General features: G+C 30.5%; 22 protein-coding genes and 3 tRNA genes. 22 read left to right on the top strand and 3 right to left on the bottom strand.

Annotation, left to right across the window (positions count from 1 at the left end):
• The first annotated feature begins 59 nt into the window (after nucleotides 1–59).
• From GQS57_RS12180 to GQS57_RS12160, 5 genes are all read left to right on the top strand, one after another.
• A complete protein-coding gene (locus tag GQS57_RS12180; RefSeq protein ID WP_165733120.1) occupies nucleotides 60–2,621 on the top strand; it encodes a M1 family aminopeptidase in 2,562 nt (853 codons plus the stop codon).
• 1 nt (nucleotide 2,622) lies between these two features.
• The gene (locus tag GQS57_RS12175; protein WP_165733119.1) at nucleotides 2,623–3,537 is read left to right on the top strand and encodes a DUF58 domain-containing protein; all 915 of its coding nucleotides are present in this window, start codon (nucleotides 2,623–2,625) and stop codon (nucleotides 3,535–3,537) included.
• Between the two features lie 66 nt (nucleotides 3,538–3,603).
• Nucleotides 3,604–3,677: transfer RNA gene (locus GQS57_RS12170), tRNA-Asp, on the top strand.
• A 153-nt stretch (nucleotides 3,678–3,830) separates the two neighbouring features.
• Nucleotides 3,831–3,904: transfer RNA gene (locus GQS57_RS12165), tRNA-Asp, on the top strand.
• A 926-nt stretch (nucleotides 3,905–4,830) separates the two neighbouring features.
• The gene (locus GQS57_RS12160) at nucleotides 4,831–4,977 is read left to right on the top strand and encodes a PID-CTERM protein-sorting domain-containing protein (RefSeq protein ID WP_240915471.1); all 147 of its coding nucleotides are present in this window, start codon (nucleotides 4,831–4,833) and stop codon (nucleotides 4,975–4,977) included.
• Here the strand turns inward: GQS57_RS12160 and GQS57_RS12155 are convergent.
• A complete protein-coding gene (locus GQS57_RS12155; protein ID WP_165733117.1) occupies nucleotides 4,967–5,551 on the bottom strand; it encodes a riboflavin synthase in 585 nt (194 codons plus the stop codon). The two genes, GQS57_RS12160 and GQS57_RS12155, sit on opposite strands and share 11 nt — an antisense overlap.
• Nucleotides 5,552–5,610: 59 nt before the next feature.
• Between GQS57_RS12155 and pdxA the strand changes: the two genes are divergently transcribed.
• The 10 genes from pdxA (at nucleotide 5,611) to GQS57_RS12105 (ending at nucleotide 12,632) form a co-directional block, all read left to right on the top strand.
• Nucleotides 5,611–6,645 carry a 4-hydroxythreonine-4-phosphate dehydrogenase PdxA gene (gene pdxA / locus GQS57_RS12150; protein ID WP_165733116.1) on the top strand — a complete coding sequence of 345 codons (1,035 nt, stop codon included), beginning with the start codon at nucleotides 5,611–5,613 and terminating at the stop codon, nucleotides 6,643–6,645.
• A 71-nt stretch (nucleotides 6,646–6,716) separates the two neighbouring features.
• The gene (locus GQS57_RS12145; protein ID WP_165733115.1) at nucleotides 6,717–7,253 is read left to right on the top strand and encodes a DUF177 domain-containing protein; all 537 of its coding nucleotides are present in this window, start codon (nucleotides 6,717–6,719) and stop codon (nucleotides 7,251–7,253) included.
• 1 nt (nucleotide 7,254) lies between these two features.
• Nucleotides 7,255–7,452 carry a 50S ribosomal protein L32 gene (gene rpmF, locus GQS57_RS12140; protein ID WP_165733114.1) on the top strand — a complete coding sequence of 66 codons (198 nt, stop codon included), beginning with the start codon at nucleotides 7,255–7,257 and terminating at the stop codon, nucleotides 7,450–7,452.
• 154 nt (nucleotides 7,453–7,606) lie between these two features.
• Entirely contained in the window at nucleotides 7,607–8,602 is a 996-nt protein-coding gene (locus GQS57_RS12135; protein ID WP_165733113.1) for a beta-ketoacyl-ACP synthase III, read from the top strand.
• Nucleotides 8,603–8,627: 25 nt separating this feature from the next.
• Nucleotides 8,628–9,089: an acetyl-CoA carboxylase biotin carboxyl carrier protein gene (gene accB / locus GQS57_RS12130; RefSeq protein WP_165733112.1), complete on the top strand. Its 462-nt coding sequence runs from the start codon at nucleotides 8,628–8,630 to the stop codon at nucleotides 9,087–9,089.
• A gap of 76 nt (nucleotides 9,090–9,165) precedes the next feature.
• Nucleotides 9,166–10,503 (top strand): acetyl-CoA carboxylase biotin carboxylase subunit, encoded by a 1,338-nt coding sequence (gene accC / locus GQS57_RS12125; RefSeq protein WP_165733111.1) that lies wholly within the window; start codon nucleotides 9,166–9,168, stop codon nucleotides 10,501–10,503.
• A 90-nt stretch (nucleotides 10,504–10,593) separates the two neighbouring features.
• Nucleotides 10,594–11,043, top strand: coding sequence for an Lrp/AsnC family transcriptional regulator (locus GQS57_RS12120; RefSeq protein WP_165733110.1), 450 nt, complete (start codon nucleotides 10,594–10,596; stop codon nucleotides 11,041–11,043).
• A 123-nt stretch (nucleotides 11,044–11,166) separates the two neighbouring features.
• Nucleotides 11,167–11,577 carry a response regulator gene (locus GQS57_RS12115; RefSeq protein WP_165733109.1) on the top strand — a complete coding sequence of 137 codons (411 nt, stop codon included), beginning with the start codon at nucleotides 11,167–11,169 and terminating at the stop codon, nucleotides 11,575–11,577.
• A 15-nt stretch (nucleotides 11,578–11,592) separates the two neighbouring features.
• Nucleotides 11,593–11,910, top strand: coding sequence for an Hpt domain-containing protein (locus GQS57_RS12110; protein ID WP_165733108.1), 318 nt, complete (start codon nucleotides 11,593–11,595; stop codon nucleotides 11,908–11,910).
• 14 nt (nucleotides 11,911–11,924) lie between these two features.
• Complete coding sequence (locus GQS57_RS12105) at nucleotides 11,925–12,632, top strand: LytTR family DNA-binding domain-containing protein (protein WP_165733107.1); 708 nt, start codon at nucleotides 11,925–11,927, stop codon at nucleotides 12,630–12,632.
• Nucleotides 12,633–12,792: 160 nt separating this feature from the next.
• Here GQS57_RS12105 and GQS57_RS12100 read toward each other — a convergent pair.
• A tRNA-Phe gene (locus GQS57_RS12100) sits at nucleotides 12,793–12,865 on the bottom strand.
• 122 nt (nucleotides 12,866–12,987) lie between these two features.
• Here GQS57_RS12100 and GQS57_RS12095 point away from each other — a divergent pair.
• The 7 genes from GQS57_RS12095 to GQS57_RS12065 all read left to right on the top strand — a co-directional run bounded on the left by GQS57_RS12095 (nucleotide 12,988) and on the right by GQS57_RS12065 (nucleotide 20,604).
• On the top strand, nucleotides 12,988–13,719 hold the full coding sequence (locus tag GQS57_RS12095; protein ID WP_306772028.1) for a type III pantothenate kinase: 732 nt from the start codon (nucleotides 12,988–12,990) through the stop codon (nucleotides 13,717–13,719).
• Nucleotides 13,716–15,005, top strand: a complete 1,290-nt coding sequence (locus GQS57_RS12090) for a hypothetical protein (RefSeq protein ID WP_165733106.1) — start codon at nucleotides 13,716–13,718, stop codon at nucleotides 15,003–15,005. The genes GQS57_RS12095 and GQS57_RS12090 overlap by 4 nt, the downstream gene beginning before the upstream one ends.
• Nucleotides 15,006–15,020: 15 nt before the next feature.
• Nucleotides 15,021–16,343, top strand: coding sequence for a lipopolysaccharide assembly protein LapB (locus GQS57_RS12085; RefSeq protein WP_165733105.1), 1,323 nt, complete (start codon nucleotides 15,021–15,023; stop codon nucleotides 16,341–16,343).
• A 4-nt stretch (nucleotides 16,344–16,347) separates the two neighbouring features.
• Entirely contained in the window at nucleotides 16,348–16,911 is a 564-nt protein-coding gene (gene lptC / locus GQS57_RS12080) for an LPS export ABC transporter periplasmic protein LptC (RefSeq protein WP_165733104.1), read from the top strand.
• 1 nt (nucleotide 16,912) lies between these two features.
• Nucleotides 16,913–17,110 carry a hypothetical protein gene (locus GQS57_RS12075; protein WP_165733103.1) on the top strand — a complete coding sequence of 66 codons (198 nt, stop codon included), beginning with the start codon at nucleotides 16,913–16,915 and terminating at the stop codon, nucleotides 17,108–17,110.
• A gap of 15 nt (nucleotides 17,111–17,125) precedes the next feature.
• Nucleotides 17,126–18,391, top strand: coding sequence for a hemolysin family protein (locus GQS57_RS12070; RefSeq protein ID WP_165733102.1), 1,266 nt, complete (start codon nucleotides 17,126–17,128; stop codon nucleotides 18,389–18,391).
• A 122-nt stretch (nucleotides 18,392–18,513) separates the two neighbouring features.
• Nucleotides 18,514–20,604: a peptidylprolyl isomerase gene (locus GQS57_RS12065; protein ID WP_165733101.1), complete on the top strand. Its 2,091-nt coding sequence runs from the start codon at nucleotides 18,514–18,516 to the stop codon at nucleotides 20,602–20,604.
• A 317-nt stretch (nucleotides 20,605–20,921) separates the two neighbouring features.
• On the opposite strand, the gene rho is transcribed toward GQS57_RS12065, so the two are convergent.
• A complete protein-coding gene (rho, locus tag GQS57_RS12060) occupies nucleotides 20,922–22,631 on the bottom strand; it encodes a transcription termination factor Rho (RefSeq protein ID WP_165733100.1) in 1,710 nt (569 codons plus the stop codon).
• Nucleotides 22,632–22,724 lie beyond the last annotated feature (93 nt).

Genomic DNA, 22,724 nt, shown 5'->3' with positions numbered 1-22,724 from the left:
ATTAAAAAGGTTTGGCTAACGTCAAACCTTTTTTTATTTTTAAAATCTAAATTCTTTACATGAAATTTTATCTATCATTAATAGTTTGCCTACTCATTTTTATTTCTTGTGATAAACAAGAGAATCAATTAAGACTAGAAAAAGGAATTTCTTTTGAATTAGCTAAATACAGAAAACAGCAAATTGCTGATGTTGTTTATGATGTGCATTTTAAAATTCCGAAGGAAAAAGAAAAGGCTATTGCTGCTATATTAGAAGTTAAATTTACCGTTATTGATTTAGAAAATGATGTTTACTTAGATTTTAACGAGGATGTTTCTAAGTTGAAATCTATAAAAGTAAACGGAGAAATATCCGAAATAAATCATCAGAAAGAACACGTTATTATTGATAAAAAACGATTAAGTCTAGGTCAAAACGCAGTAGAAATACTATTTGACGCAGGAGAAAAATCACTCAACAGAAATGAAGAGTTTTTATATACCTTATTAGTTCCGGATAGAGCAAGTACATTGTTTCCTTGTTTTGATCAGCCAGATATAAAAGCTAAGTACAATCTAAAAATTACTGCTCCTAAAGATTGGCAAGTTCTTGCTGGTGGTTTTGAAGAAAGTAGTTTAGAGATAGATGGTTTTACAGAACATACTTTTGCAACGTCAGATTTAATGAGTACTTATTTGTTTTCTTTTGTAGCTGGTAAATTTACATCAGAAACTAAAAATCCAGGAGCGTTTGATATGCGTTTTTTATACAGAGAAAACGACGCGGAAAAGATAAGTGAAAGTGTAGATGAGGTATTTCAAATTCATCAGAAATCGATCGATTTTTTAGAAGAATTTACACAGGTTAAATTTCCATTTCAAAAAATGGATTTTGCTGCAATTCCGCCTTTTCAATATGGAGGAATGGAACATGTTGGTGCTATACAATACAGACAATCGTCTTTGTTTTTAGATAAGAATGCCACTCAAAAGCAAAAAATAAGCAGAGCAAAGTTAATTGCACATGAAACCTCGCACATGTGGTTTGGAGATTTGGTAACCATGCGATGGTTTAATGATGTTTGGATGAAAGAGGTGTTTGCTAATTTTATGGCAGATAAAATTATGAATCCTGTTTTTCCGGAAGTAAATCACGAACTTAATTTTATGATGACGCATTATCCAAATGCCTATTCTGAAGATAGAACAAAAGGAACAAACGCCATTCGACAGTATTTAGGAAACTTAAAAGATGCAGGTTCTTTATACGGAAGAATTATTTACAACAAAGCGCCAATTATGATGCGTCAGTTAGAAGCTTTATTAGGAGAGGAGGCTTTTAAAGAGGGAGTTCAAGAATACATAAAAAAGTATCAGAATTCTAATGCAGATTGGAATGAGTTGGTTGCTATTTTAGATAACAAGTCGCCAGGAAATATAAAAAATTGGTCTGATGTTTGGGTGAATTCATCTGGAAGACCTGTTTTTTATGAAGAAATAGAATTGAATGATAAAGGAAACGTCAGTAAATTTATAATTCATCAAAAAGCAGAAGATGGTTCTAATAAAGTTTGGACACAATCTTTTAAAATTAAATTGATTGATAAAAGAGGGTATGAGAAAATTATCAACCTTAAGAATATGGGGAAATATTTTGATATTACATCAGCAACAAAAGATTTTAAACCCGGACAAGTTTTGTACAATACAAACGGGTTTGGTTATGGTGTTTTTCCTATTTACAAGAAAGAAGTTGATACTTATCAGCATCTAAATGATGAAGTTTCTAGAGGGTCTCAATACATTAATTTATATGAAAATATGTTGATAGGAGAGGTTACTCCGTTAGAAACATTTAAGGTTTATACTTCCGCAATTAAAGATGAAAAAAATGAGTTGATTACCAATTATTTGTCAGGAAGAATTCAAACAATATTTTGGTCATTTTTAACAGAAGAAGAGCAAGATGAAGTGCAACAAAAAGTAGAAAAAGAGATTTTAGGATTGCTAGAAAGCAAGGTGTCTAAAAATATAAAAAGAACGCTGTTTGGTTTGTATCAATCGATTGCTATTTCTGAAAGAGGAAAAGAAACTTTATATAAAATTTGGAATAAGGAGAAGAAAATTAACAACTTATTTTTAAATGAAAGTGACTTTAGTTCTTTGGCAATGAGATTAGCTGTTTTAGAACATGCAAAAGCAGTAGAAATTTTACAAGAACAGCAAACTAGAATATCTAACAACGATAGATTAGATCGTTTTAAATGGTTGTTACCTTCGTTATCTGCGGATGTACAAGTAAGAGATACTTTTATGAAATCACTTTTAGAAAAAGAAAATAGAGAAAATGAATCGTGGGTAGAAGCAGGGTTACAGAATATTCATCATCCGTTAAGACAAAAAGAGGCAACAAAATATTTAAAATCGGTTTTAGAAAAATTAGAAGAAGTGCAATTAACAGGAGATATCTTTTTTCCTAAAGGTTGGTTGGCAAGTTCCATTGGTCAATATTCCTCTAAAGAAGCAAAAGTTGTTTTAGATCAATTTTTAGAGGAACATCCAGATTATAATGCTATCTTATTAAAGAAATTATTACAGACGACAGATAATTTAACACGAGCTCAAAATATTAAAAAATAATATGGATTTATCTGAAGTGAAATCAGACATTAAAAACCTAGACTTACTTGCTAAACAAGTGGTAGAAGGTTTTATAACGGGAATCCATAAAAGTCCGTTTCATGGATTTTCTGTTGAATTTTCTGAGCATAAGTTATACAATAAAGGAGAAAGTACGCGTCATATAGATTGGAAACTGTTTGCAAAGACAGAGAAGTTGTACACTAAAAAATATGAAGAAGAAACCAATTTAAGGTGTCATATTATTATAGACAATTCTGCATCCATGCATTATCCTATTGTAAAAAAGCAAACGGTAGACAATTTAAACAAAGTTGGATTTTCTGCAGTTGCGGCAGCAGCATTAATGGAAATACTAAAAAGACAAAGAGATGCAGTTGGTTTAAGTATTTATGGTGATAGTTATGAATATTATGCTCCAGAAAAGGGAAGCGAGCGGCACAGAAAGATGTTGTTACATCAATTAGAGCAATTATTGGTTTCAGAATCTAAGTCTTCTACAGAGACCTATAAATACTTGCATGAAATTGCAGAGAAAATACACAGGCGTTCATTAATTTTTGTTTTTACAGACATGTTTCAACCAAATAAAGATAATGAAACACTTTTTGAAGCTTTAAAACATCTTAAATTTAATAAACATGAGGTTGTTTTGTTTCATACGTATGATGGAGAAACAGAATTTAACTTCAATTTTGACAATAATCCTAAAAAGTTTGTGGATGTTGAAACCGGAGAAGAAATTAATATATACGCAGAAAACATTAGAGAAAAGTACACTGCGTTAGTTGGTGATTATTTTAAAGAATTGAAAAATAAATGTTTACAATATAAAATTGATTACATCCCTGTAGATATACGTAAAGGATACAATGAAATTTTAACGGCATATTTAATTAGTAGAAAAAAAATATAAACTTTTTTTAATTTTATGCTTGTGTATCTAGAAATACATTGTATATTTGCAACCGCTTAAAGCAACGGTCTGGTAGTTCAGCTGGTTAGAATACCTGCCTGTCACGCAGGGGGTCGCGGGTTCGAGTCCCGTCCAGACCGCGAAAAGCACTTCATTTATGAGGTGCTTTTTTTGTGTCTAAATTTTAGTTGAAAAGCATCAAAATTATATAAAATGAAATTATTTTTAAATTCTTTCATTTTTTTGTTGCGTATGTAAAAATAGATTGTATATTTGCAACCGCTTAAAGCAACGGTCTGGTAGTTCAGCTGGTTAGAATACCTGCCTGTCACGCAGGGGGTCGCGGGTTCGAGTCCCGTCCAGACCGCAAAAAGCACTTCATTTATGAGGTGCTTTTTTTGTGCTTATAAGTTTCTGTATTGCTATAGTCTTGTTGTGTTAGTTTAAGAGCGAATTGGAGCCCGAATTGTTTATGAAAATCAGGTTTTAATTCTTGAAAAATTACTTTGGATAATGCGTTAAATATAATTGATTAGAATCTGTTGTTGGCAGATGAAAAGTATCTTTAGAAGAGAGTTTTGTGTTGAGTTATTTGATGATAATAATCTTGCATGTCTTTTAATGGGTTTTCTGTAACCTAAATAGCTAGTTAATTCAGAGGGGTTAAAAACAAATGTATGAAGATTTATTTAAAGACAAAGTTTTTGAAAAAAAATACATCAAGAATTAAGGGGTGTAACTATATAGTTGGTGAGGTGGTTGTATGTTATTTAATAATATTGTAATGCTGTTTACTTTATTGTTTAATAGTGTATGTGAAGTAAAAATAATTCAAATATTTTAGGGTAGAATTATCTATGGATTTTTTTAACTTGTAAAGTTAGGTGTTGATACAAATGTTGAGTTTTAGTTTGGTAGATAGAGTGAGTTGTTGTTTTGGTTCGTTTCATTTTTTTTTTTTTTTTTTTGCATGAGTATAAAGAGGTGGGGTAAATTATATTTAAAACTTAAGAGAAAAATTGTGATTAATTAAGAAAAGTATATATATTTGCCCCATAAAACAATTAGGTACTATTCTGATACTCAAAATAGTTTATTGTTTTTATAAGAGTTGAAAAAAACTGTTTTTGTTTTTGATGTAATATCAAGTGAGATCGCTCTTTTCTTCTTATTAAGAAAGAAATATACATTTGTTCTAACAAATGATATATATTGTATAAAGTTTAATTAATATTAATTTTTAATCTGGGGGGATATAAAATGATAAAGAAAAAACATTTCGCATTTATAATAATGCTAGCATTTACTTATGTAGTTAGCGCGCAAAACGTGCCGCAGCCTGCAGGACCGCCACCGCCACCTGGTTTAGCAATAGACGGAGGTTTAGTTTTCTTAATAGTTTCAGGAATTATTTACGGAATTAAAAAGGTTAAGAATTAGTAAGTCTACTAACGTACTTTCCAATAACATCAAATTCTAAATTTACACAATCATCTAGTTTTAAAAACTTAAAGGTTGTGTTTTCTGTTGTATAAGGTATTATAGCAACACTAAACTCATTCTTTTTAGAGTTTACTACCGTTAAACTTACACCATTTACGGTAATAGATCCTTTTTCTATAGTTACGTTTTTAGTAGAAGCATCATAATTAAAGGTGTAAACGGTACTTCCATTTTCATTTTTAATATTTACACAAGTTGCAGTTTGGTCTACATGTCCCTGTACTAGATGGCCGTCTAATCTGTCTCCTAATTTCATACCTCTTTCTAGGTTTACAGAATCAGTTTTAGATAAACTACCAATATTTGTTTTGTTTAAAGTTTCTTTAATAGCTGTAACAGTATACTCATCATTTTTAATATTTACCACCGTTAAGCATACGCCATTATGAGCAACGCTTTGATCTATCTTTAATTCATTTGTGAAATTACTCTTTACAGTTAAATGAATGTTGTCTTGTTCTTTAGTGATATTTGTGATTGTACCAAGGGTTTCTATAATTCCGGTAAACATATTTGTAAAATTTAGTTACTTTTGTGATATTCAAAAATAGGAATAATAGAAGAGTTACTATGGATAAATCTGATAAAATTATAGTTGGTATTTCAATAGGAGATTTAAATGGAATTGGTTTAGAAGTTATTCTAAAAACCTTTCAAGATAAAAGAATGTTAGATTTTTGTACGCCAGTTATTTTTGGAAGTACAAAGGTGGTTACTTATCATAAAAAAGCGTTAGGGGCAGAGACTCCTGTTCATGGAATTACGTCTATAGAACAGGTTAATCATAATAAGGTTAATGTATTAAATATATGGAAAGAAGAAGTTTCTGTAGCGTTAGGGGAGGCAACTAAAGAATCTGGTGAGTATGCGGCAAAATCATTAGAGATAGCTACTACTTATTTAAAAGAACAAAAGATTGATGTTTTAGTAACCGCACCAATTAATAAAGAAACAATACAATCTGATACTTTTAATTTTCCAGGGCATACAGAATATTTAGAAGATAAGTTAGAAGGAAAGAGTTTGATGATTTTAATGACGGATGCATTAAGAATAGGGTTGATAACAGGTCATATTCCTATATCTAAAGTAGCAGAGTCTATAACTCCGACATTAATTAAAGAGAAAGTAGGTACTATGTATACTTCTTTGGTGCAAGATTTTGGTATCAATAAACCAAAAATAGCAGTTTTATCATTAAATCCACACTGTGGAGATAAGGGAGTTATTGGTGTTGAAGATGATGAAATTATAAAGCCAACTATAGATGAAATAAAAGAATCTGGTAAGCTGGTTTTTGGACCTTATGCAGCAGATGGTTTCTTTGGTTCGGAAACATATAAGCAATTTGATGGTGTTTTAGCAACGTATCATGACCAAGGGTTAGCGCCATTTAAAGCGTTGTCTTTTGGTAGTGGCGTAAATTATACGGCAGGTTTAAGTGAGATTAGAACATCTCCAGACCATGGTACAGGCTTTGATATAGCTGGGAAAAACATAGCAAACCCATCTTCTTTTAAAGAAGCATTATTTACTGCTATCGAAATTTATAAGACAAGAAAAGAATATAAAGAGCTCACAAAAAGTCCTCTTTTAGTAAAATAAAAAACTTTTAATAGAAAACAGTGTAGAATAATAAAATTTTATATCTTTGCACGCTTAATTGATATTTGGAAATGAAAGACTTAAAGGAGTTCGACATACAGTTTGTAGGATTAAAGGAAGGAATTCATTTGTTTGAATATGAAATTAACAATACGTTCTTTAGTGTTTTTAATTTTGATGAATTCGAAAGTTCATCAATTAAAATATCATTAAATTTTATAAAGAAGAGTACGTTACTAGAATTAACTTTTACCGCCAATGGTTTTGTAGAAGTACCATGTGATGTTTCTAATGAACTTTATAAACAAGATGTTCAAGCTGTTTTACCTTTAGTTGTAAACTTTGGACCAGAATTTAATGATGAAAATGAGGAGATTTTAATATTACCTCACGAGGCGTATGAGTTTAATGTAGCTCAGTTTATTTATGAAATGATTGTATTATCAGTTCCTAATAAAAGAGTTCATCCAGGAGTTTTAGATGGAACAATGGACTCTGAAGCATTAAATAAGTTAAGAGAATTAGAAATAAAAGAAGTAAAGACTGTTGAAGAGACAGACCCAAGGTGGGATAAATTAAAGAATTTAATAACAGAAAAAAAGACATAAAATGGCACATCCTAAGAGAAAAATATCCAAAACTAGAAGAGACAAAAGGAGAACTCATTATAAGGCATCTTATCAGCAGATTGCTACAGACCCTACAACAGGAGAGTCTCACTTATATCACAGAGCTCACTGGCATGAAGGTAAATTATACTATAGAGGACAGATCGTATTAGAATCTGCATCTGCAATAGAAGCATAAAAGAATCAAAAGTTTTTTTTAAAACCCTCATTAATTGAGGGTTTTTTTGCGTTTTTAAATTAGAAATTAATTCTTTTGATAATTTTTACTTTAAAAAGTGAAATAAATTTCACTACTTTTGATTTTCCTAACCACACGGAAAACAACGAAAATTATGACAAAAATCACTGCAGCAATTACAGCAGTAGGGAAGTATGTTCCTGAATATGTTCTAACTAATAAAGAGTTAGAAACCATGGTAGACACTAATGATGAGTGGATTACCAGTAGAACAGGGATTAAAGAAAGAAGGATTTTAAAAGGAGAAGGTTTAGGTACTTCTTACATGGCAATAAAAGCTGCGGAAGAATTATTACAAAAGTCAAACGTAGATCCTGCAGAAATAGATTTAATTATTATTGGTACTGCAACTCCAGATTTACCTATAGCATCTACAGCTGCTTATGTGGCATCAGAAATAGGAGCAGTAAATGCTTTTGGTTACGATTTGCAAGCAGCGTGTTCTAGTTTTTTATATGGTATGTCTACAGCAGCTAGTTATATAGAGTCTGGTAGATATAAAAAAGTATTGTTAATAGGAGCAGATAAAATGTCTTCTATAATAGACTATAAAGATAGGGCTACTTGTATTATTTTTGGTGATGGAGCAGGTGCTGCTTTGTTTGAACCAAATTTTGAAGGGCTAGGTTTACAAGACGAGTACTTAAGAAGTGATGGTATCGGACGAGACTTCTTAAGAATAGAGGCAGGTGGGTCTTTAATGCCAACAACTAAAGAAACTGTTGCTGCAGATAAACACTTTGTATATCAAGAAGGAAAAACTGTTTTTAAATATGCAGTTTCTAATATGGCAGATGTTGCTGGAAAAGTATTAGAAAGAAATGATCTTTCAGAAAAGGATATTCAATGGTTAGTAGCACACCAAGCTAATAAACGTATTATTGAAGCAATCGCTAAAAGAGTAGGAGTGCCATCAGAAAAAGTTATGATGAACATTCAAAAATACGGAAATACTACATCTGCAACTTTACCACTTTTACTAGCAGATTATGAAAGTCAATTAAAAAAAGGAGATAATTTAATTTTTGCGGCATTTGGTGGCGGTTTCACATGGGGAGCAGCTTACGTAAAATGGGCGTATAATTCATAAACACAACAATTAAACAATTATGAGTATGGATATTAAAGAGATTCAAAATCTTATAAAATTTGTAGCTAAATCTGGCGCTAGCGAGGTAAAGTTAGAAATGGAAGATGTAAAGATTACAATTAGAACTGGTTCTGGTAAAACAGAAACAACAATTTTACAAGCAGCTCCGATGGCTGGTATGCCTCAAGTTGCACAACCTGTTGCAGCAGCTCCTGTTACAGTAGTAGCAGAAAGTGGTGATTCTAAATATATTACTGTAAAGTCTCCTATTATTGGAACTTTTTATAGAAAACCATCACCAGATAAGCCTAATTTTGTAGAAGTAGGAACAGATATTTCTGTAGGAGATACTGTTTGTGTTATTGAAGCAATGAAATTATTTAATGAAATAGAATCTGAAGTTTCAGGTAAGATCGTTAAAATATTAGTGGATGATTCTTCTCCTGTAGAATTTGATCAGCCATTATTCTTAGTAGACCCATCGTAATAGAAAGAGTTTAGATTTTTGAGTATAGATGTTCTAACTCAAAATCTTATAACTTATAACTTATAACTCTTAAATTATGTTTAAAAAAATATTAATTGCCAATAGAGGGGAAATAGCACTTCGTGTTATTAGAACCTGTAAAGAAATGGGCATTAAAACTGTAGCAGTATATTCTACTGCAGATGCAGAAAGTTTGCACGTAAGATTTGCAGATGAAGCAGTTTGTATTGGTCCAGCACCAAGTTCTGAGTCTTACTTAAAAATGTCTAATATTATTGCAGCTGCAGAAATTACAAATGCAGATGCTATTCACCCTGGTTACGGATTTTTATCTGAAAATGCTAAGTTTGCTAGATTATGTGAAGAGCATAATATAAAATTTATTGGAGCAACAGGTGATATGATTGATCAAATGGGAGATAAAGCGAATGCTAAATCTACCATGATTGCTGCTGGTGTACCTTGTGTACCAGGAAGTGAAGGTGTTATTGAAGACTTTGAAAGTTGTGAAAAAACAGCTATTGCAACTGGTTATCCAGTAATGTTAAAAGCTTCTGCAGGAGGTGGAGGTAAAGGAATGCGTGCTGTTTGGAAGCCTGAAGATTTAAAAGATGCTTGGGACTCTGCAAGACATGAAAGTAAAGCAGCCTTTGGTAATGATGATATGTATATGGAGAAGCTTATTGAAGAGCCTAGACATATAGAGATTCAAATTGTTGGAGATTCTTACGGGAAAGCTTGTCATTTATCAGAAAGAGACTGTTCTGTTCAACGTCGTCATCAAAAGTTAACAGAGGAAACTCCTTCTCCTTTTATGACAGATGCTTTAAGAAAGAAAATGGGTACTGCAGCTGTAAAAGCAGCAGAGTTTATAAAGTATGAAGGTGCTGGAACTGTAGAGTTTTTAGTAGATAAGCATAGAAACTTCTTCTTTATGGAGATGAACACTCGTATACAAGTAGAGCACCCTATTACGGAAGAAGTAGTAAATTACGATTTAATTAGAGAGCAAATTTTGGTAGCTGCAGGTGTACCAATTTCTGGAAAAAATTATTTTCCTCAAATGCACTCTATAGAATGTAGAATTAACGCAGAAGATCCGTATAATAACTTTAGACCAGCTCCAGGAAAGATTGCAACTTTTCACTCTCCAGGAGGACATGGGGTAAGAGTAGATACTCATGTGTATGCAGGGTATATGATTCCACCAAATTACGACTCAATGATTGCGAAATTAATAACGACTGCTCAAACAAGAGAAGAAGCTATTAATAAAATGAAACGCGCATTAGATGAGTTTGTAATAGAAGGTGTTAAAACAACAATTCCTTTCCATAGACAATTAATGGATCATCCAGATTATGTTGCAGGAAACTATACGACTAAATTTATGGAAGATTTCAAAATGAAATAATACATAATATTTAAGTTTAAATTGATATTAAAATAGAGAACACAATTTGTGTTCTCTATTTTTTTTACCTTTATAGTCTAAGATATAAAGATGAAGATAGACGGTATTGATAAAAAAATTATAAGAAGTTTAGTAAAAGATGCAAGAGTACCTATTTTAAGTATTGCAAGAGATGTTGGTATATCTGGAGCAGCAATTCATCAAAGATTAAGAAAGTTAGAGAAATCTAAATTAATCGATGGTTACCAAATGAAGATAAATCCAGAAGCTTTGGGGTATACTACAATTGCTTTTGTTGGTGTTTTTTTAGATACAACAGCAGTATTATCATCAATTATAAAAAGGCTTAAAGAAGTTAGAGAAGTCGTAGAGTGTCATTATACAACCGGTAATTTTACAATTTTTATAAAAGTATTATGTAAAGATAATGAAGACTTAATGTGTTTGTTAGATACTAAAATAAAAATGATTAATGGTGTTACTAAGTTTGAAACATTTATTTCTCTTAACCATCAAATAGATAGACAGGTTTATATATAGCATTATATTAAACATTAAATCTTTACCACTTAACGAGTTTTTACTTCAAATAAGCTAACAAATATTTTTTTTTAATTTTATTAGTTCATTTTTACATCATCTTAAAATAAAATGTAAGAAAACATGAACTTCCTCTCCATATTACTTGTTGATGATGATGAAATAGAAAGAATGAAGTTTAAAAAGGTGTGTAATGATAATAATTGCCGCTCTAAAGTAGTAGAAGCAATAGACGGAAAACAAGCATTACGTATTTTAAATAATGCAGAACATTCTTTTAATATTATTATTATGGATTTGCATATGCCAGAAATGAATGGGTTAGATTTTTTAAGTAATTTAAAATCTAATGTTAAATTTAGAAACATTCCTATAATAGTTATGTCTAATTCTGAAGATGATACAGAATTAAAAAAATGCTATGATTTTGGAGTTTCGGGATTTTTTACAAAGCCGTTACAATTTTCTGCATATTCTAAAAAAGTAGAATCACTATTAAATTATTGGAAAGAGAATAAACTTATTAATGAATGAATAATATGAATAAAGATGGAAGAACCTAATTTAAATTATATAAAAGATCTTTCTGGAGGAGATAAAGAATTTGAAGAGAGTATTTTAATTGTTTTAAAAAACGAATTTCCAGAAGAATGTTTACTTTTTAATAAATATTATAATAATAAAGAGTATTCAGAAGCTGCAGACAAAGTACATAAGATAAAACATAAAATTAGTATTTTGGGATTAAAAAAAGGTACTGAATTAGCTTCTAAATTTGAAAAAGATTTAAAAAATAATGACACCAAATTATATACCGATTTTATAAATGTTTTAAACAAAATTCATGTATATTTAGAAGTCGAATAATTTTTAAAAATAGTATGAATTGTATAGTAATTGATGATGATGCAACTGCAAGACTGATTATTAAAAAGCTATGTGCCGATTTTAAGGAGATTGCTGTTTTAGAAGAGTTTGGTTCTGCTATAGAGGCTATAAAATATCTTAACTCAAATGAGGTAGATTTAATATTTTTAGATATTCACATGCCTACATTTTCTGGCTTCGACTTTATCCAAACCTTAAAATCTCCCCCAAAAATAATTTTAACAACATCAGATAAAAATTTTGCGCTTCAGGCATTTGAATATGACTGTGTAGTAGATTATCTTTTAAAACCTATTGCTAAAACAAGGTTTAATAAGTCTTTGCAGAAATTAGCTAATTTAAAAAAGACAGGCAGTTCCACGAGCATAACTAATGCATCAAAGGAAGATTCTGATTTTATTTATGTAAGTGTAGAGAGAAGACTTGTTAAAATTAATATTCCTAGTATTTGTTTTGTAGAAGCAAAAGGAGATTATATTAGCATTAGAACAGGTAGCAAGAGCTATATTGTGCATTCAACATTAAAAAAAATAGAAGATAAATTACCCTCTTCTTTATTTCTTAGAATACATAGGTCTTTTATTATTAATATTTCTGAGATTGTAGATATTGAGGATAACAGCGTACTTATTCAAAAAAGTGTAATACCAATTAGTAGATCTAATAAAAGTGAATTGATGAGAAGGTTGAATTTACTTTAACATTCTTTTAAATATCAAATTTCGTTTTAATTAAACAATCTAAGATTTACTATGGTTTGTTTATAGTATTGAGGTGTTTCTAAATTTTAGAGTACACCTTTTTTATTTAGTATCCTAAAAAGTAAAAACCCTATAAACAGTGAGTTTATAGGGTTTTAAGTGGTACCTCCAGGAATCGAACCAGGGACACAAGGATTTTCAGTCCTTTGCTCTACCAACTGAGCTAAGGTACCATTACTTTAAAAGTTAGATTAATATCTTTCCCTTAGCGGTGGCAAATATACAACCTTTTTTAAGATGTGCAAGCATCTTTTTAAAAAAATGTATTGTATTTTTGATTTTTATAAATATTGTAATGATGAATTTAATAATTGATGCAGGTAATACAAGAGTTAAGGCTGCTGTATTTGAGGGTGATACCATTTTAGAAGTGGTTTTTATTGACCAGAAAAAAATTTTATCAGAAATTAAAAAAATTTTAAAAAAATATAAAATTAGCCAAGGAATCTTGTCTTCGGTTAGTTTTATATCAGAAAAAACGTTGAATAAGCTTCAAGATTTAATGCAATTGACGGTTTTGTCCTCTGCTACAAAAGTTCCTTTTGTCAATTTGTATAAAACACCAACAACTTTAGGAGCAGATAGAATTGCATTGGTTGTGGGGGGAGTAGATGAGTTTCCAGAAAAAAACACATTAATTATAGATGCTGGTACTTGCATTACTTTCGATTTTGTAAATAGTAAGTCAGAATATTTAGGTGGTGCAATTTCTCCAGGAATAAAAATGAGGTTTGATTCTTTAAATCATTTTACGGCAAATTTACCATTACTGCAAAAAGATAAAGTGAATAGCTTTATTGGTCGCAACACTAAAGAAAGTATGAATTCTGGTGTTGTAAATGGAGTTGTTCAAGAAATTGATGGTGTAATTAATCAATATAAAAAGAAATATATGGATTTAACAGTCGTTTTAACAGGAGGAGACACAAAATTCTTGTCAAAGCAATTAAAAAGTAGCATATTTGCCAAGAAAAATTTTCTTCTTCAAGGATTAAATAGAATATTGATATTTAATATAGACAAATGATTAGAAACATATTATTAGTTTTTATACTAATAACCTCTTCAGCTATAACAGCTCAAAGAACAAGTTCATCACCATACTCTTTTTTTGGTATAGGAGATGAATTTAACCCTGTTACAGTAGAACAAAGTGCAATGGGTGGTATTGGAGTAGCTTTTAACCACTACAAATATTTAAACTTTACAAACCCAGCAGCGTATGCTAACTTAAGATATACAACATATTCTTTTGGTTTGTTAAATAATAAATTATCAGTAGAGAATGACGGTGTTAAACAGTCTTCAAATTCTACTAGTTTAAGTTATTTTGCTTTGGCATTTCCTATTGGAAAGAAAGCAGGTATGTCTTTTGGATTACAACCCGTATCTTCTGTAGGGTATTCTTTATCTAATTCTATTTTAGATGACGAGGAAAATATTTTAGAGCGAACTCGTTTTACTGGTGAAGGCGGTGTAAGTAGAATTTACACTAGTTTTGGTATAAAAGTATATAAAGAATTATCTTTAGGGGTAGAATTAGATTATAAATTTGGAAGTATAGATAATAGTATTCTTAATGAAAGGTTAGGGGTTCCTTTAGCTACAAAATATAAGGAAGCCACTACTGTTAGAGGTGGATCGGTTACACTAGGAGCACAATATAAAAAAGCACTTAAAAATAAACTGATTATAAGCGGTGGAGCTACTCTTAAAATGGGTAATGATTTAGAAGTTACTGGAGATGACTATTTATACTCTCTTACATTAACTAATTCTGGAGGAGAATTTGGAAGAGATACTATTTCTCAATCGGAAATTAGCGGAAATTATAAATTGCCTTTAAAAGCAATTTTAGGTGCAGGAGTAGGAAAAGATGATCAATGGTATGTTGGTTTAGAGTATGAACAACAAGAAGCAATAGAAGCTACAGGTTTCCTAGCGACTTCTAACAATGCATACAAATATGGTGAGTCAAATAGAATTTCTTTAGGAGGGTTTTATATTCCTAAAATTAATTCAATTTCAAACTACTGGGAGAGAGTTACTTATAGAGCTGGTGTTCGTTTAGAAAAGACTGGATTATTAGTAGATGGAGCAACTCCATATACAAATTTTACGGAAGTTGACGACTTTGGCATATCTTTTGGTTTAGGTTTACCACTGAAACAGTTATCCTCAGTAAATATGGGGTTTGAATTTGGTCAAAGAGGTACAACTGCTAATAATTTAATTAAAGAAAATTATTTTAATTTTAGATTAAGTTTATCTTTGACAGACACTAATTGGTTTCAGAAAAGAAAAATAGATTAACAAAAAACTAATAAAATGAAGAAAATTACGTTTTTACTAGCTGCAATGTTGTTATTGGCATCAGCAAAAACAAATGCGCAAGACGATGCAAAAAGAGAATGTACTATTAAGTATAATCTTTTTAAAGGAGATTTCCAATCTAAAAAGTATGATGAAGCTTATACCAATTGGATTTATTTAATGGATAATTGTAAAGATTTATCTGTAAATATTTACAAACGTGGTTCTACTTTGGCTGAAGATGTTAGAAAAGATCCTGTTTTAGCAAAAAGAGTATATGAGCAAAGATTACAATATTTTCCTAATGACAATCCAGCAAAATTACATAGTGATTATGCAACTTATTTGCTAGATAATAAATTAGCATCTAATGATGAAGTATTTGCTATTTTAGAAAAAGGATATAATATCGATCCTACTAAAATGGGGGTAAAAAACTTGTATATCTATTTTCAAGGAGTTACAGACAGAAATAAAGATACAGATCCTCAAAAGGTATTTGATACTTATGATGATGTTTTAGAATCTGTAAGTACAAAATTGGAAGGATATGCTGCAAAATTAAAAGATCTTTCTAAAGATTCTGTAGCTAACAAAAAATTAATACATGCATATTCTACAAACTCAAGAGCCTTGGGTACTGTAGAAGGAGGTTTAGATAATATTATTTCAGAAATAGCAACTTGTGAAAGGTTAATACCTATTTACAAAAGAGATTTTGAAGCAAATAAAGATGATGCAGTTTGGTTAAAAAGATCTGTATCTAGAATGTTTAACAAAGGATGTCAAGAGGATCCTTTATACCAAGAATTAGTAAGAGCTTATGCTCATGCTTCTCCATCACCAGAAGCATTCTCTTTCTTAGCAACTGTATTAGAGGATAATGGAGATAATGCTGGAGCGAATGAAATGAGAGAGAAATCTTTCAATTTAGAAACAGATCCTTTAAAGAAAGCAAAGTATAAATTAAAATTCGCACAATCAGCTAAATCTAGAGGTCAGTTAAGTAAAGCTAGAAGTTTAGCAAGAGAAGCTTTACGTTTTAACCCTAACTATGGTAAAGCATATTTATTTATTGCAAGATTATACCAATCTAGTGTAAATAATTGTGGTGATAATGAGTTTGAAAAAAGAATGGTATATGTTGCTGCATTAAACCAGGCGCAAAGAGCTGCATCTGTAGATCCTAGTATTTCTGCTACTGCAGGTTCATATATTAGAAGTTATAGAGGTAATGTACCAAGTTCTAAAGTTGTTTTTACTGCAGGTGTTACTCCTGGTAGTAGTTACACTATAAAATGTTGGATTGGTGAAACGGTAAGAGTACCTTCAAATTAATTTTTTGAAAAACTTAAATAAAATATTATATAAAAGCATTACTGTACTATTTGTTACAGTAATGCTTTTTTCTTGCTCTAACAATACAAAGGAAGTGAGGGATTTTTTGGTGTCTAAGAATTTGCCTATCGGAATTGCTAAAGATGCATTTCATGTATATAAAGATTCTGGTAGAATTACATCAAAACTAATTACGCCGTTATTGTATGATTTTAGTAATAGAAAACAACACCCTTATAATGAATTTCCAGAAGGTATTGAAATTATAAATTTTGATGGAATCGATTCTGTTACTATTTCAGGAAATTATGCATTATCATATTCAAACACTCAGATTTCTGAAATAAAAGGAAATGTGGTAGTTGTAAACCCTAAAGAAAATTCTAAATTAGAAACAGAACAATTATTTTGGGATCAAAATACGAAGTACTTTTTTTCAGAAAAAGCATTTACTTTAACCACTTTAAAAGATACTATATACGGTGTTGGGTTTGAGTGTAAAGAAGATTTAAGTAAGCATTTAGCAAAGAAAACAACAGGAAGGTTAGTAACATCAGAAGGAGAATAATATGAATACAGTTTGGAAAATTTTTCAATATGGCTATTTAGTAGTCGCTTTAATATGTTTGGTAGAAGGTTTCCTTAGTTGGGGAGCAGATAAGCAGAAATCTTATATGTTTTTTGGTGCTTCTATTTTTATTATCTTAGTTTTTTTCTTTAAAAGACATTTTAGAAAGAAAGTAGAAACTAGAAATAACCAAAAATAGATTATAAATTTCTTAATGGAAATTGAAATTATCATAATATTGACCTCTATTATTCTTTCCGCTTTCTTTTCGGGAATGGAAATAGCATTTGTTTCTGCGAATAAGCTGCACATAGAATTAGAGAAAAAAAGAGAAGGCTTTATACCGAGTGTTCTTAATAAAATTACTCAAAAATCATCAAAATTTATTACTACAATGTTAGTTGGTAATAATATTTCTTTGGTGATTTACAGTTATTATATGGGAGGGTTCTTAATTAGAATTCTTCCCTTGAATACCTATAATGAGTTTACTACGCTTCTTTTACAAACAATTATATCTACCATAATAATACTAATTACTGCTGAGTTTTTACCAAAAGCTATTTTTAGAATCTATGCAAATGAGGTTTTAAAATTATTTGCTGTACCTGCCTATTTTTTTTACGTTTTATTTCACTTTTTTTCTGAAATTATTTCTTTTATTTCAGATTTTTTTCTGCGTGTATTCTTTAAAACAGATGCAGAAGAGCAGCAAACGGAATTCAGTAAAGAAGAACTAGGTTACTATATTACTGAGCAATTAGAAACAGGTAACAATGATGAAGAAGTAGATTCTGAAATACAAATTTTTCAAAATGCACTTGACTTTCATAATGTTAAAGCAAGAGAAGTTATGGTTCCTAGAACCGAAATTGTTGCGGTTGAATTACATGAAAAAGTAGCGAACTTAAAAAATATTTTTATAGATTCTGGATTGTCTAAAGTGTTGGTTTACAAATCATCTTTAGATGACGTGATCGGGTATGTAAATGCTTTTGAATTATTTAAGAAACCAAAGACTATTAAATCTATTTTATTGCCAGTAGAGATTGTACCAGAGTCTATGATGATAAACAACATTTTAAACAGTTTAATGAAAAAACGTAAAAGTGTTGCTGTTGTTGTTGATGAATATGGAGGTACTTCTGGTATGATAACCGTAGAGGATATTGTAGAAGAATTGTTTGGTGAAATTGAAGACGAGCACGATACACAAGAATTTTTAGAAAAGAAAATATCTGAAACAGAATTTAATTTTTCTGCAAGATTAGAGGTAGATTATTTGAATGAAGAGTACAGTTTGAATATACCAAAATCTGAAGCTTATGAAACTTTAGGAGGCTTTATTATAGAGCAAACAGAAAGTATTCCTAAGGAAAATGAAGTAGTTGATATTGAAGATTTTGAAATTAAAATCTTAAAAATGAGTAGTGCAAAAATAGAAGAAGTACGCTTAAAAATAGTAGATGAAGATGCTTAATAATTCTCTTTGTTTTTAGAACTATTTATAAGCCAATTTAATTACTACTAATAAGTATAAAATCGATTGCAATATTAAATCCCAAATCGTATATTCGCAAACTGAAAATTAAATAAATTCGTATGGCAATTTTATCAAAAATTAGAGAACGTTCAATGTTCTTAATCATTATAATTGGTTTAGCACTTTTTGCTTTTGTATTGGACCCATCTACTTTAGGTGATTTTTTCGATTCAAGTAAAGTAAATCAAGTAGGTGAAATAAATGGAGAGAGTATCTCTTTACAAGAGTTTACAGGAGAGTTGGAAGCCTATAAGCAACAAGTTGGTAGCGGTGTTACTGAAATGCAAGCCTCTAAAAATGTTTGGGATAATATTGTTAGAAAAAAAATCTACCAAAATCAATTATCAGAAGCAGGAATTACCGTTGGTGAAGCAGATGTATGGAATGAAGTAATTAACGCTCCTTCTGTAAAAGACAATCCTCAATTTCAAAATGAAGTAGGATTTTTTGATGAAGTTAAATTCAAACAATTTTTAGCAGACACAAAATTAAATAATCCAGAAATGTGGGGAGCTTGGTCCAACTACATGACTCAAATTAGAGATAATGGAGAAAGAAATACGTACAATAATTTAGTTACTGCAGGTCTTGGAGCTTCTTTAAAAGAAGGAGAGTCTCAGTATTTTGCAGATAATACTAAATTAACTTCTCAATTTGTATTTGTTCCTTATACTTCAATTGCAGATAGTTTAGTTAAAGTTTCTAAAGGAGAAATAGAATCTTATATAAAAGCAAACTCTAACGATTTTAAAGTAGAAGAGTCTAGAGATATTTCTTATGTACAGTTTAATATTGCTGCTACAACAGAAGATGAAAATGCTATTAAAGCTAGTGTTGCTGAATTAATTGAAGATTTTAAAAATACTTCTAATGAAAGTGTGTTTTTAAGCGAAAATGATTCTGATACTAGTATTGATGATAGTTTTAAATTTCAAAAAGAGATTAATGCAACAGTAGCTTCAGAAATCTTTAAAGGTACTAAAGGTGATGTTTTTGGTCCTTATAAAGAACAAGGATATTTTAAAATATCTAAAATTACTGATGTAACTACTATGCCAGACTCTGCTAGAGCAAGTCATATTTTAATTCCTTTTATAGGAGCTCAAAGAGTTGCTGCAGATGTAACAAGAACACAAGATGAAGCTAAGGTTTTAGCTGATAGTATTTTAAATGTTGTAAAAAGAAACAAAAATAAATTTGAAGACTTAGCTAAAACAATGTCTTCGGATCTTGGTTCTGGAGCAAAAGGAGGAGATTTAGATTGGTTTACATATAACAGAATGACTCCTGAATTTAGAGACTTTGTTTTTGAAGGTAATACTGGTGATATCGATGTTGTTGAAACTCCATTTGGTTTTCATATCATTAAGATTAATGGACAAAAGAATAACCAGACAGCTTTAAAACTAGCTACTTATAGTAGACAGATAATAGCTTCTGAAGCTACTGAAAATGCTATTTTTCAAAAATCAGAACAATTTGCTTTAGCATCATCAAAAGACAAAAAGTTTTTTGAAGTAGCAAAAGAAAATAATTACGTTACAAAACCTGCTATTGGTTTAAAAGTTTTAGACGAAAATGTACCTGGTTTAGGAAACCAAAGACAAATTATTTCTTGGGCTTTTAGTAATGATACTAAACCTGGAGATTTTAAGCGTTTCGATTTAGAAGGTAGTCATGTGGTTGCTTTTGTAACGGCAAAAACTGAAAAAGGATTAATGTCTGCTGCTAAAGCAACAAATACTGTAAAGCCTATTTTAGTAAACCAAAAGAAAGCTAAATTAATTGCAGATAAATTTAATGGAAGTACGTTAGCAGATATCGCTAAAGAGAACAATACCAATGTTAGAAATGCAAGTGGTATTAATTTAAAAAGTCCTACGTTGTCTGGTGCTGGTTCAGAGCCTAAGGTTGTAGGAGCTATGTATAACGCAGAAATTAATAAAGTTTATAAAAATATAGAAGGTAATAGAGGTGTGTATGCTTTTGCTGTAACAAACAAAGAGTTGCCAACTGCTTTACCAAACTATGAAACTTCTAGAAAGAGTATTGCTGAGTCTAGAAAAACAAAAACTTTTGCAATTTATGAGGCAATTAAAAATGCTGCTGATATAGAAGATAACAGATCAAACTTATACAGAAGTAACTAGTATAAGTTTTATTTAAAATATAAAAATCCGTTCAAGTTTTTGAACGGATTTTTTATGCTTTAGATTTAGCTGAATAGATCTTGTAAATCTATTTAGATGTGAATTGTTGCTTTGTTTATGTCATGATAAAAGCAAGTAGGTTTAGCCTTGATTGAAGCATTTGTTTGAGCTCATTATTATTGGAATATTAAAAGCGAGTGCCTTTCGATTACGCTCAAGATAAACTCCAATCAGGAAATTGCTTTTAATAAAAAAAACCTTCTTGATTGCTCAAAAAGGTTTTCTATAAAGTATAATTTTTTATCTAAAGGTTACTTCTAACCGTTCATAGAGATTAAAAATTCATCATTATTCTTAGAGAATTTAATTTTATCATTGATAAATTCCATTGCTTCAATAGGGTTCATGTCTGCAAGATATTTACGTAAAACCCACATTCTTTGTACTGTCTTAGCATCTAATAATAAATCATCACGTCTTGTAGAAGATTTAATTAAGTCGATAGCAGGATAAATACGTCTGTTAGAGATATTTCTATCTAATTGAAGTTCCATGTTACCTGTTCCTTTAAATTCTTCGAAGATTACTTCGTCCATTTTAGAACCAGTTTCTGTAAGTGCAGTAGCAATAATGGTTAAAGAACCACCATTTTCTATGTTTCTAGCTGCTCCAAAGAAACGTTTTGGTTTGTGTAAAGCATTTGCATCGATACCACCAGAAAGTATTTTACCAGATGCTGGTGCAACGGTATTGTAAGCTCTTGCCAAACGGGTAATTGAATCTAATAGAATTACAACATCATGCCCACATTCTACCAAACGTTTTGCTTTTTCTAAAACAATATTGGCCACTTTTACGTGTTTGTCTGCAGGTTCATCAAAAGTAGAAGCAACAACCTCTCCACGTACATTACGTTTCATGTCTGTAACCTCTTCCGGACGTTCATCTATTAATAAAACAATTTGATAAACTTCTGGGTGATTTGCTGCAATTGCATTTGCCACATCCTTTAATAACATGGTTTTACCAGTTTTAGGTTGTGCTACAATCATACCACGTTGCCCTTTCCCTAAAGGAGAAAATAAATCGATAATTCTTGTTGATAAAGAACTTCCTTTTTCTGCTAAATTGAATTTTTCTTGAGGAAATAACGGAGTTAAGTGTTCAAAAGAAACTCTGTCTCTAACTAAGTTAGGGTTTAATCCGTTAATTTTAGAAACTCTAATTAAAGGAAAATATTTTTCACCTTCTTTTGGTGGACGTACATTTCCTCTAACGGTATCTCCTGTTTTTAATCCAAATAATTTAATTTGAGATTGAGATACATAAATATCATCTGGAGATGATAGGTAGTTATAGTCAGAAGAACGTAAGAAACCATAGCCATCAGGCATCATTTCTAATACACCTTCACTTTCAATAATTCCATCAAATTCGAAATCGGGATCTTTATAACGGTTTCCAGATTTATTACCATTACTTCTATTAGAGTTGTTTTTGTCTCTAGTTTGGTTAGGGTTTTTCTTTGGAACGTTCGTTTTTGGTTGAGGCTTGTTTGGTTGTGTTTTATTTTGAGTATTTGCAGGTTTTGGTTCCTGTTTATCTACTTTTTGAATAACTATTTCTTTAGCTGCCTTTGGTTTAGTTTCTGTCTCTGCTTCAACTTCCTTTTGTACAGTTTCTTTTTGTACTGGTTTCCTAGGATTAGGTTTACGTTGAATTGTTTTTTCTTGTTTTACCTTTTTTTCAGGTGTATCTAAAGTAGGTTGTTCAGTTTCTGCTTCGCTTGGTGCTTTTACAGAATCAGTAGCTTTAGAAACTCTTTTTCTTTTAGGTTTTTCTGTTTTTTCTTTTACTTCAGTTACAGGAGTTGAAGAAGTATCTACAGGGTTTGCAGCTTGTGTATCTAATATTTGATACACTAAATCTAATTTTTTAAGTTGACTCGTCTTAGATAGACCAATAGATTTTGCAATTACTTGTAAATCAGCAAGTGTTTTTGCTTTTAGTTCTGAGATTTCGAACATTCGTTATATGTTAAGTTAAATTGTAAACCTTATTTAGATAAGATTAATTATAATTTTTTTAGAGTTTATGTATTGTATATAGTACTATACAAT

It is taken from the genome of Polaribacter sp. 20A6, from assembly GCF_011378915.1.
Classification (GTDB): Bacteria; Bacteroidota; Bacteroidia; order Flavobacteriales; family Flavobacteriaceae; genus Polaribacter; species Polaribacter sejongensis.
Note: the sequence above shows the minus strand (reverse complement) of the source record. Positions and strands in the feature narration are given on the sequence as shown.